Here is a 10,574-nt window from a genome sequence, read left to right on the forward strand (position 1 = left end):
CGGAAAAAACCTGAATTATCAACAGTCCGCAGTTCACTGACTTACCCGATGCCATACAAATCAGGGGGGTGATTAAATTCCAACCACCTCATGCTGGGGCAGAAATGGTTTCAATTTCCTATACGTGCACCAACGCCAACCTAAACTCATCTATACTGATTTCGGCAGCATGAAATGTTATCTGTTAATGCTGATATGTCTACTCTATCATATCCCTAACTTATATTATTTGGGTGAGTTATGAAAAGTTTAATCTTTATTTTTTATTCTATGAGTTCCATGTTTAATATGGCCATGGCGGATGTTGTCAGGGAGAATGAAAACATTGATCCGTTATATCAAAAAACGATTACCAGAAAAAATGTTAATATCGATCTCCTTGCTTTGTCAAAAGGTAAGAATCAGTTCACCTGGCAAATTAATCAGCCTGATTCTGAAAACCTCACTGTTGTGTTAAATGATGTTATTTTACCCACAGGATCATGGCTGGAGATTATCAATAAAAATCATAGGGATATTTATAATGATAAATCTCTCTATGATGGCAGCAAACCACAAATCGTTCATACAGCAGAGGGAGGGGATACTCTATTTATACGCTTGGTGAAAAATGCAGAACACAATGATGGACATGTTGTTATCCGTGAATACAATTATTTACCGGGGAATAGATTCAGAGCTATTATTGGCAGTAATCAAATGAAATACGCATCATGTTATGAAAAAACCAATCCTACTGTTTTTAGAAAAAGCCATGCGGTGGTGAAAACCAATGGCGCATCCGGGTGGAATGTGGTTGGAGGGAATTATGTCCTGACAAATAAGCATGTCGCGGGCGAAGTTGGAAATAAAATACATAATCTTTATTATAACTATCAGTCGCCAACATGTGACAAAGAAACGCCGGCCAGCAACATTCTAAATATAAAAACGGAAAAGGTCATTCTTGCTGGAGGGAGTGGTTCTGAAGATTATGCTGTTTATAAAGTTGACAACTTGGCCTATGAAGAAGCGGGTATTAAACAAATATTTGGGACCTTAGCGATAAATTCTGAAATTTCAAAGCATGACTTAGATAATGGTGTTTCTGTCTATATTCCCCAGCATCCATGGGGAGCATACAAACGGATTTCTTCATTGCGGGATGATGGTGGGGCCTGCAGAACCCTTCCCGGGGGAAAGGATAATATTGTACAATATGATTGTGATACAGATGGTGGTTCTTCTGGCTCAGCTGTATTAAGTGAAGCAGATAATCGTGTTGTCGCTCTCCATTTTGCCGGGAGTACAAATCATAATTTGGGTGTTCTCGGCCAGCATGTTTATTCGAGAATTAAATCGTTACTACCGGACTCCAATAACAGTCAACTGGCTGTATCTGGTGAGGGGCAACTGATGGTTAGTGAGAAAAATACCTATCCTTATATGCCTACCCAACGAACTGTTCTGAATTATCAACATCCTGTTGCCATTACGTCACTGTACGATAATCGCCTCTCTCATTATTCTGGTTATTCAATATTCAAAGCGAAAAAAAGAGTGGCGGGTGGAGAAGTTGTTGATATAAACGTCCGGTTCACACTTGAAACACCTTGTGGTGAGACAAATCTGGCAGGTGATCATTGTGATAAACAAGGTGAACGTTATCTTCACATGATATTGGATAAAAACGATGATATAAGATCGGGATCGGGATGGATAACATTGAGGGTGAATAATGAGCATGAGCAAAGATTACATAATCTGGTTATTCCTTTTGATTATGACGACTATGATCCATTCTCTTCTCCATTCTCTGATAATGAACAGGTGGAAAATTATACGTTGACGTCAGATAAGGTATTGTCCACTAATCCGATTCAGCATCATTCAAATTTTGGTTTTATCGCGGTACATCCGGGTCAGGGGCCTCAATCTTTGACGACATCTGATACAGGATACAGTACATTAAACGTACAGGTCCAGGATGAGAACCATAAGGTGCATCTGGTGAAATTACGCGGATATCGCAAAACAAGCTGTACACCTCCTTTACGTCCGATATCATCAACGGTAGGGTGTGGTAGTGGTGCCAGACCAGCCTCGCTGGAATTGAGTTTCGAGAAGGAAGATAACGAATTATTACCATCAGGAAATTATACTGGCTTACTGCCATTATTAGCAAAACGTGACACTTTTGAGAAAAATATTCTTGTTCACCTCTCGCTGAAAAAAGCAGGCTCAGAACAGCATCTGGTTGCTGATGCGGGTAAAGACATCACTGTTGAAGCTTCCACAGATACTTCGCGGGCGTATGAATTAGATGGCAGTGCCAGCCAGAATGCCATTTCGTATGAATGGACTATCGTAGAAGGTACGAATAAATTTTGGTTACAGGAGAAACATGCAGGCCCGTGGGTCAAGAAAGTGGAAAGTGTCAGGGCCCGTGCGCTTATTCCCGCTAATACGACTGGTAAGGTGACATATTTGCTGACTGTTACAGGTAAAGATGGCAAAAAAGCTGAGAGTAGAAAAAGCGTTATTGTCACGGCTATGAAAGAAAAACCTTTGCCATCAATAGCTGAATGGGACGCGACAAAGGCATACGCTCAGCCGTGTACTAAAGTCCGCTTTAATCAGAAAGTGTGGCTTAATGGTTGGTGGTCAAAAGGAGAAGAACCTTCTGATAGCGGAACCTGGGGTGTATGGAGAGAGCAGGGATCTTCACATATGCATGCGGCTTGTAAGTGATTAAATGTAGGTTGTGTCGCATTAACGGCCATAGACCAGCAAAAGTTGCGCTGCCTGTTTTTCAGGCGGCCAACACGTAAAATTGCTCTGCCGGTGACAATCCCTCACTTGGCTCTGTCGCATTAGCGTAGGCAAGTCAGCAAACATTGCGCTGCCGATATTTTAGGCAACCAACAGATAAAATTGTTCCGCCGGTGATAAATGCTCTCCAGCGGGATGCTGATATTGCCCTTTACGTATCATATGCACTAACTCAATGCCCGCGAGTATCGTCTGCGCTCGCCGAAATGATTTGAACAGTGCAGCCTGACGGACGCAAATTGAAAACCGCGTCATCTGCCAGACTCTGAGTTGTCATACAGTGATTTGAATATGTATGATCTGGCTACATATTTTGCTCAGAGCTTTCCCCCATGATGACCCGTAAAAGTATCGATACCATCCTGCTCTCCGTTGCCGCTGATAAGCTTTCACAGCGTGAATGGGACTGGATTAAGCTGATGAAGGCCATGGACCCGCCTCCGGCCATGGTCGCCAGCGCCATACTGGAGCACCGCCACGATACGGCAGCGCTCACCCGCCTGCAGGACGCCGGGGATTAATCTGCCACGTGGTTTCCGGTTTCAGTCCCCGCCCGCTCAAAAAACTGTTCACGGCTAACCAGTGCTGGACGTCTTTCCTCGACGCCGGTGGTCTGCGCGATATCGAAGTCGAAGCTGTCACCAAAATGCTCGCCTGCGGCACCCGCATCAGCGGCGTGAAGGAATATGCCTGCGATAATCCCGGTTGCCACCACGTAAAATACATCACCAACGCCTGCCACAGCCGGGCCTGCCCGTCCTGTGGTAAAAAGGCCACCGACCTGTGGATTGCCGCCCAGCTTAACCGCCTGCCGGACTGCGACTGGATACACCTGGTCTTCACCCTCCCCGATTCTCTCTGGCCCCTGTTTGAGGTCAACCGCTGGCTGCTTAACGACCTCTGTCGCCTCGCCGTCGATAACCTGCTGTACGCCGCCGGCAAACGGGCGCTGGATATCGGCATTTTCTGCGCTATCCACACTTACGGCCGGCGACTCAACTGGCATCCCCATGTTCATGTCTCCGTCACCTGCGGCGGTATCAACGAGCACGGAAAGTGGAAAAAAATCAGCTTCCGTAAGGACGCCATGCGCGCCCGCTGGATGTGGAATATCCGCCAGCTGCTCCTGAACGTCTGGTCTGATGGCATAGCGATGCCGTCTTCGCTGTCACATATCACCTCCGAATCACAGTGGCGCAGCCTGATACTGACCGCCGGCGGCGATTACTGGCATGTGTACATGTCAAAAAAGACGGCGGGTGGCAAAAACACCGTGAAATACCTGGGCCGTTACCTGAAAAAGCCGCCGATAGCAGGCTCCCGGCTGGCGCACTACGCCGGCGGTGCCACGCTGAGCTTCCGCTACCACGACCACAATACGGGCGAGCAGGCCACGGAGACGCTGACGCAGCGGGAAATCGTGGCGCGCCTGAAACAGCATATCCCGGAAAAGTTCTTCCGGATGGTGCGCTATTTTGGCTTTCTGGCCAACCGGATGTGTGGGGAAAAGCTACCGCAGGTGTACCAGGCGCTGGGGATGGATAAACCGGAGCCAGTGCTGAAGGTCTGCTACGCGCAGATGAGTAAGCAGTTCCTGCGGCGTGACCCGTTTGAATGCGTGCTGTGCGGCGGGCGAATGGTGTACCGCCGCGCGGTGACGGGTCTGAATGTGCAGGGGCTGAAAATCCACGCGCGGGAGATCAGCCTGATGAGATACATCCCGGGATGATGCAGGGAAGATCCGCCTTGTGTACTCAGCCAGCCTGAAAAATGACCGGAAAAAACCTGAATTATCAACAGTCCGCAGTTCACTGACTTACCCGATGCCATACAAATCAGGGGGATGATTAAATTCCAACCACCTCATGCTGGGGCAGAAATGGTTTCAATTTCCTATACGTGAACTGGCACGCGCCATCTTTTTGGCTTTAGTGCTGATGATTTTGAGACAAGAATAATGTGACATGGCCGTTCTCCAAATTTTAGACGCTTTTGGAAACCGATAGCCTGCTAACCGGACTCCGCGCGTCACAAATGTGGGCGAGCCAAGTATTGTGTGGGTAGAACCTAAAACTGATGGGCTATTGCTTTGCGAGACAGGCGCCAGGTGACCATCACCACCTCCCGCTATGATGGCAAAATCGTCTTGTTAAGTCAAACCAGACAATATTTTACAGAATGCAGAAAGAGAAAAGCCACCCATAGGGTGGCTTTTCCGGTACTAACTTTGGCGCTCAGGTCCGAAGAAATCTGAGCCTTGATGGAAAAATAGTATGCTATTTTGACGTATACGTCAACCGTAATAAGATGGAGCAAAATAGCGGAGCCGTGTATGAATCTGGAAGACTACATCTCAGAAGAGCGTCTGAAAATCTATGAAAGCATTCTGAAGCTTAAAAAAGAAGAAACAATAGACGCGTATAACTGGAACAAAGCATTAAGCAGCGCCATGCACCCCCTCATGCACTGCCTTGAGGTCACACTAAGGAATAGTATTGACTATAGCATACGTCATACCCCACCTCCTGGAGCTGCTCCGGCAGGTGCTCCGGCACTGTATCGGACAGACAAAAACTGGATTTTTGACCTGTTTCGTTACCTGGGCGATAAACAATTCATCAGGCAGAATAAGCGCTATAAATTCGATTCGAACGGGCAAATACAGTATCTGGCAAATGGTTTTCCGGCGTATAAAACGACAACCTGGGAAGAGAAGACTATCAGGAAGGTATCCAAACGTATCACAGATGCTGGTAAGCAGGTAACAGCTGAGCGTGTTATATCAGGGCTCGATTTTGGCTTTTGGACAAACTTACTGACAAGCTCGTATGAAGACCCACGCACTAGAACATTACTATGGCCAAATCTTTTGACCGAGGTGTTTCCCGGTGCTCCCGCTGGCACTAAGCGGCATACACTTGAGAATAAATTCAACCAGATAAGGGAGCTACGGAACAGACTCTCACATCACGAGGCTATCTGGAAGTTCCAATATGAAGATCCTCGTACTGGAAAACCAGATTACAACAATCCCGTGTTTGGTCTAAATGCATCGCTCATTTTGCTGTCAAAAAACTATGACAACATGCTGGAGTTACTTAAATGGTTAAGCCCGGACAGGTATGAGTCATTTTTGGATAATGGACATGATTCCCGCTTTAGAATTCTATGTACAAAAGAAGGGTTATACAGCTTTGTCCGCCCAACAAAAATATTAGACTCGTTAGATATTGGCCAGAACCGACAGTTGCTCAAGCTACTTAAAAACCTGAAAAAGAACAAAGCGTATAGACTGATGGACAGGAAAAAACTGGTAGCCATAATCGGGCAGGATTATATACACCGCTAACTCAAAATCAGACAGCTCTGGATACAGAGGTCGTCTAAACCTCCCTTCCTGGCTCTCCCTGTCTGGCTATAAAAGTAAACAGGTGGGGCAGGGAGGCATCCCCTTCGGGCTCTGCCAGCCAGCCACAGCGATCAAACAGCTTCATCACCCCCGCCACGTTTCCCGTCAGACGCGCTGTCAGCTGATTTATCTGTCGGCCGCTGTCGTCAAAAGCAACATCGAGGTTGGACCGTGAGAGATAAATGCCGTTGACGCCGGTATTCAAAGCCACGGCATACCGACCGGACCATTCCCGATCGCCCAACAGGCGGTAGTTCCAGTGCATGTCCTTCGCTGTCTCCAGGGCATACGTCAGCCGGAACAGGTCGTTCTGCTCAGACAGTTCGCCGGTGCAAGATCGCCAGAGGTAGTTCAGTTTGCTGGCCAGCTTCGCGTTGACACCCAGCTGGCGCCCTTGTTTCAGAAGCCACTCGATATCGGGAGTAATATCTCGCGAAAAACGCCGTTGCTTCAGTGCGGTAGCCAGCCAGCGTGTGAGAAAAAGGTTTTCCTGCGCCGGTGATAACACATCACCTTTTTGTCTGGCCAGCGCAAGCGCCACCAGGGCACACCAAGCCAGGTGGCCCGATTTTTTTGTCAGCGTCACTGCGTGTCCTTCTCCTTTCTGTTCCTGGTTGTTCAGGCATCACTCTGGCATATTTTAACCGTAAAGGAGGCAGCCAGTCATATGAAACTAAGCGATTACTATAAATTTATTCAATGCCTTCCATAGTTAATCAGCTAAAGAAATGAATATACGTTCACTGTCATATATATTTATTATCCTTTTAGTTTTATCTTTATTCCAGTGACAACGACCTGCAAAAATAATTGCAGCCCCTTCGAGACTTTCAGAATCTGAAATATTAAATTTTTCGATTATTGCATCACGCAGATCGCCTAAGGGTATTCCAACATCCCTGCATTCAGCAGGATTAAGCCATTCAATATCATTGTTCGAGTTATATAGCGTCCCCCAGTAAAACCTGAGTGCATTTTTAGTCATGGGTTCAGCATCAGGAAATTTCACAAATAAATTTTTGGCTTTATACTTGAAGTCGCCGAACGGGATGATCGTATCAGACGTCGCCAGTCCTGTCCCCCTGATTAAGCTGTGCAGTATTTTTTGAAGTGAAACTGTCGGAACTCGCTTTTGTTCTGACTTTATGGTGTGGACTTTATTGTGCCCCGTCCCGGTTATCTCCGTTTTCTCGCTGAAACCAGACGGTTCGCTGCCTGCTGAAGAAGCACTGTCAAAATTGAAGCTTATTATAATTGTATCTGACTCTGCGATTATCTGCTGAACTTCAGAAGCATTTCTGACTTCCCTTTGCCGTTGCGGTGAGAGTGTATTTTCCCTGCAGGTGCAGTACCGGGATCCAAAACAGGCCTGTTTACCATCAACACTTTTTTTCCTGTAGAATGCCTGTTCACGGCAACCCGGGCATACCAGTGAATGCCTTAATTTCTCTATTTCTTTCTCAGGTAATTTTTGGAAATCGATAACTGAGTAGCACTTATCGACACCACCAAAAGTACAAATACTATTAAACATAGTAAAGTCACCCCCCTGTTATTTTGTTATTTAAAAGATAATTAAAACCCGCTCAATATAACACATTACTTTTTTTCTCTTACCAGTTGAGCTCTTCTCAGCGCATAGCCCAGGCGTAATGTTTTTCAGCATAGTTGTACAGCCGGTAAGAGTTCTGCTCGTCGCCACCGATAAAAATACCATTATCCATTATCCCCTCCGCCAGCCGCTGCGTGTACCGGTGCGCAGCCTCATCCAGCTCTGCCCGGCTTCCCCATGCCCCCTGTTGCTTGCGCCAGTTCAGCCTAACGGCTTTCAGCAGTCGGCACATCTGCTGGCAGATGAAGTAGCAGGCGACGACGTTGCGCGCATCCCCCACAAAGACCACGTCGCTGTCCGGCCGCATCATTTCATTCCACAGGTAGATATCGTAGCAGCCCAGCATCATGGCCACGCGTTTTGCCACGAAACCGCCATACCAGTAATACGCGGTGCGGGGAATGTTCAGCCGGCGGCTCTCGGCAATATTACCGGTATGGAATGTCAGCAGGCCGGACTCCGTCAGTTCCCGGACCAGCCCCTCCAGCACCCAGTGCCAGGTATCGGTTTCGCTGTGCTCAGACAGTGCTGAAAAGTAGCGGCTGACAATGCCGGCAATCTGCTGTTCCGGCACAGCGTCACCATTCTCCGCCTGAAGGGACAGCTTACGGCACAGTTCCTCACGCTCCACCAGGGCATTCAGCATGGCATCAGTTGTCACGTTCTGTTCGGTAGCCAGTGGCGCGACACGTTCACGCAGGTCGTCAGAGAGAAAAATGCCAGCCCCGGCGGCAACCGCCGACGGTATCCTGACGCGGCGTGATACGGGCTTGTAGATTTCGCCGGTCTCCGGTCTGATTTTCAGGCCTGCCTTAAGCCAGCGACTCAGTTCCTGGGGAAGGATATCCGGGTTGTCCTTCAGAAAGCGGGCACGGTTTCCGCGAGCCGTTCCGTACACGCTGTCAAACATGGCCTTTCGCCTGGTGCGCTATGCCGTTGCTGCCATGCAGCGGCACCTTGAGGCGGGGCATAAAAAGTTGCCACTGGTGATACCGGTGCTGTTCTATACGGGCAAACGCAGCCCATATCCGTACTCCACCCGGTGGCTGGATGAGTTTGACGCCCCGGAACTGGCAGGCAGGCTCTACAGCCAGGCTTTCCCGCTGGTTGACGTTACTGTCATTCCGGATGATGAAATCGCCGGCCACCGCAGCATGGCCGCTCTGACCCTGCTGCAGAAGCACATCCATCAGCGAGACCTGGCAGAACTGACCGATCGGCTGGCCCCAATTCTGCTGGCTGGCTATCTGTCTTCATCACAGGTGATATCGCTGGTACACTATATTGTACAGGCAGGCGAATCAGCCGACGCCGAAGCCTTTGTACGCGAACTGGCACAGCGTGTGCCGCAACACGGAGACGCACTTATGACCATCGCACAGCAGCTTGAGCAGAAGGGCATTGAGAAGGGTATTGAGAAGGGCAGGGCAGAAGGCCTTAAGCTCGGCGAACAGCGCGGCATTGAAAAAGGCCGCACCGAAGGCGAGCGTGAAACCACTCTGAAAATTGCCCGTACCATGCTGCAGAACGGTCTTGACCGTAACACCGTCATGAAAATGACCGGTCTGACCGAAGACGACTTGGCACAAATCCGCCACTGACTTATTCAGCGGCCCCGGCAGCCGCGCTGCTGAGCCGCCACGTGCAGCCGCCCAGGGAGTCATTCCCCCATCGCTCCGTCACACACAGGTCACCCTGCACCTTAAGAAACATCACGGGCTTCAGCACAATTTCGTCGGGGATGAGGCCGCCATAGTGCCTTATCAGCAGCTTTCCCTCCGTGTACCCGGAGCAGCCCGGGCGCCCGCGATGAAAGGCCCGGATGCAGTTGTCCGGGTTCGCCCTGAGCACCTGCAGTATCGCTTCACGCTCCATTCTTCACTCCTTTGTTTCAGACATCCACTGTAGTCAGTAAACGCCATTATTCCGGTCAGCTGAAGAGAGCCGCTGCTGTACTGATTTTATCTATGCTTCTGTTAACTGATGCTTTTCTGCCGTCAGCGCATAAAGGCCGGACGGCCCGTCACCGGTCATCTGCCATCCACAGCGGTTAAACAGCTTTTCCAGCCCCTTCACGCGCCCGGTCAGGCGCGCCCTCAGCGGGCTGACCTGCCAGCCGTTGTCGTCAAACGCCGCGTCCAGGCTGGTCCGGGACACGTAAATGCCGTTGACGTCAGGATTCAGGGCAGCGGCATGGCGTCCTGCCCACTCCCGGTCGCTGAGCAGCCGGTACGCCCAGTGCATGTCCTTCGCGGTTTCCAGGGCATAGGTCAGCCGGAACAGGTCGTTCTGTTCAGACAGCGCGCCGGTGCAGGAGCGCCAGAGGTAGTCCAGCTTGCCGGCAAGCTTTGCGCCCACGCCATACTGGCGACCCTGTTTCAGCAGCCACTCGATGTCGGGTGCCACCTCACGGGGAAAGCGGCGCTGCTTCAGGGCGGTTGCCAGCCAGCGGGTCAGAAAGAGGTTTTCCTGTGCCGATGACAGCACATCACCGCTCTGTCTGGCCAGCGCAAGCGCCACCAGGGCGCACCATGCCAGATGTCCTGATTTTTCTGTCAGTGTCACTGCCTGTACTATTCATTATATTCTGTACACAAATTTTTTGAGGCATCACACTTATAACACAATATCCTTTCATTTAAGCTAAAATACCGGCACAAACGTAACTTTATAAGTCTTCAAAATGAGCACCTATCTGTTCATGCCAGGTATAAATCTAACTCCATCAAAAGAAATATCATT

The 10,574-nt window shown here is 49.3% G+C and carries 9 protein-coding genes and 2 pseudogenes; 5 read left to right on the forward strand and 6 right to left on the reverse strand.

Going from position 1 to position 10,574, the window contains the following annotated elements:
• Positions 1-240 precede the first annotated feature (240 nt).
• Positions 241-2,730 carry a trypsin-like peptidase domain-containing protein gene (locus QRY16_RS20920; protein ID WP_289777922.1) on the forward strand — a complete coding sequence of 830 codons (2,490 nt, stop codon included), beginning with the start codon at positions 241-243 and terminating at the stop codon, positions 2,728-2,730.
• A gap of 162 nt (positions 2,731-2,892) precedes the next feature.
• Here the strand turns inward: QRY16_RS20920 and QRY16_RS20925 are convergent.
• A pseudogene (locus tag QRY16_RS20925) lies at positions 2,893-3,027 on the reverse strand (IS6 family transposase); the annotation flags it as partial.
• A 116-nt stretch (positions 3,028-3,143) separates the two neighbouring features.
• Here QRY16_RS20925 and QRY16_RS20930 point away from each other — a divergent pair.
• The 3 genes from QRY16_RS20930 (at position 3,144) to QRY16_RS20940 (ending at position 6,160) form a co-directional block, all read left to right on the forward strand.
• On the forward strand, positions 3,144-3,332 hold the full coding sequence (locus tag QRY16_RS20930; RefSeq protein WP_289777923.1) for a hypothetical protein: 189 nt from the start codon (positions 3,144-3,146) through the stop codon (positions 3,330-3,332).
• 8 nt (positions 3,333-3,340) lie between these two features.
• Positions 3,341-4,540 (forward strand): IS91 family transposase, encoded by a 1,200-nt coding sequence (locus QRY16_RS20935; RefSeq protein WP_289777924.1) that lies wholly within the window; start codon positions 3,341-3,343, stop codon positions 4,538-4,540.
• 603 nt (positions 4,541-5,143) lie between these two features.
• Complete coding sequence (locus QRY16_RS20940) at positions 5,144-6,160, forward strand: Abi family protein (RefSeq protein WP_125366663.1); 1,017 nt, start codon at positions 5,144-5,146, stop codon at positions 6,158-6,160.
• Positions 6,161-6,194: 34 nt separating this feature from the next.
• Here the strand turns inward: QRY16_RS20940 and QRY16_RS20945 are convergent, their stop codons facing one another.
• The 3 genes from QRY16_RS20945 to QRY16_RS20955 form a co-directional block, all read right to left on the reverse strand.
• Positions 6,195-6,806: a DUF2913 family protein gene (locus QRY16_RS20945; RefSeq protein WP_289777925.1), complete on the reverse strand. Its 612-nt coding sequence runs from the start codon at positions 6,804-6,806 to the stop codon at positions 6,195-6,197.
• Between the two features lie 126 nt (positions 6,807-6,932).
• Positions 6,933-7,754 (reverse strand): hypothetical protein, encoded by an 822-nt coding sequence (locus tag QRY16_RS20950; RefSeq protein ID WP_289777926.1) that lies wholly within the window; start codon positions 7,752-7,754, stop codon positions 6,933-6,935.
• Positions 7,755-7,851: 97 nt separating this feature from the next.
• Positions 7,852-8,742 carry a hypothetical protein gene (locus QRY16_RS20955; RefSeq protein WP_289777927.1) on the reverse strand — a complete coding sequence of 297 codons (891 nt, stop codon included), beginning with the start codon at positions 8,740-8,742 and terminating at the stop codon, positions 7,852-7,854.
• On the opposite strand from QRY16_RS20955, the pseudogene QRY16_RS20960 reads away from it, so the two are divergent.
• Positions 8,738-9,433, forward strand: a pseudogene (locus QRY16_RS20960) (Rpn family recombination-promoting nuclease/putative transposase); the annotation flags it as partial. The gene QRY16_RS20955 and the pseudogene QRY16_RS20960 overlap by 5 nt on opposite strands.
• 1 nt (position 9,434) lies before the next feature.
• Here QRY16_RS20960 and QRY16_RS20965 read toward each other — a convergent pair.
• The gene (locus QRY16_RS20965) at positions 9,435-9,707 is read right to left on the reverse strand and encodes a hypothetical protein (RefSeq protein WP_289777928.1); all 273 of its coding nucleotides are present in this window, start codon (positions 9,705-9,707) and stop codon (positions 9,435-9,437) included.
• Positions 9,708-9,797: 90 nt separating this feature from the next.
• Positions 9,798-10,397, reverse strand: a complete 600-nt coding sequence (locus QRY16_RS20970; protein WP_289777929.1) for a DUF2913 family protein — start codon at positions 10,395-10,397, stop codon at positions 9,798-9,800.
• Positions 10,398-10,574: the final 177 nt, after the last annotated feature.

The organism is Mixta mediterraneensis, assembly GCF_030283135.1.
In the GTDB taxonomy this organism is placed as follows: Bacteria; Pseudomonadota; Gammaproteobacteria; order Enterobacterales; family Enterobacteriaceae; genus Pantoea; species Pantoea mediterraneensis.

Excerpts from the sequence above, each read along its gene's own strand:
- QRY16_RS20920 (WP_289777922.1), top strand. The coding sequence starts at position 241 with ATGAAAAGTTTAATCTTTATTTTTTATTCTATGAGTTCCATGTTTAAT.
- QRY16_RS20930 (WP_289777923.1), top strand. The coding sequence starts at position 3,144 with ATGATGACCCGTAAAAGTATCGATACCATCCTGCTCTCCGTTGCCGCT.
- QRY16_RS20940 (WP_125366663.1), top strand. The coding sequence starts at position 5,144 with ATGAATCTGGAAGACTACATCTCAGAAGAGCGTCTGAAAATCTATGAA.
- QRY16_RS20950 (WP_289777926.1), bottom strand. The coding sequence starts at position 7,754 with ATGTTTAATAGTATTTGTACTTTTGGTGGTGTCGATAAGTGCTACTCA.
- QRY16_RS20955 (WP_289777927.1), bottom strand. The coding sequence starts at position 8,742 with ATGTTTGACAGCGTGTACGGAACGGCTCGCGGAAACCGTGCCCGCTTT.
- QRY16_RS20965 (WP_289777928.1), bottom strand. The coding sequence starts at position 9,707 with ATGGAGCGTGAAGCGATACTGCAGGTGCTCAGGGCGAACCCGGACAAC.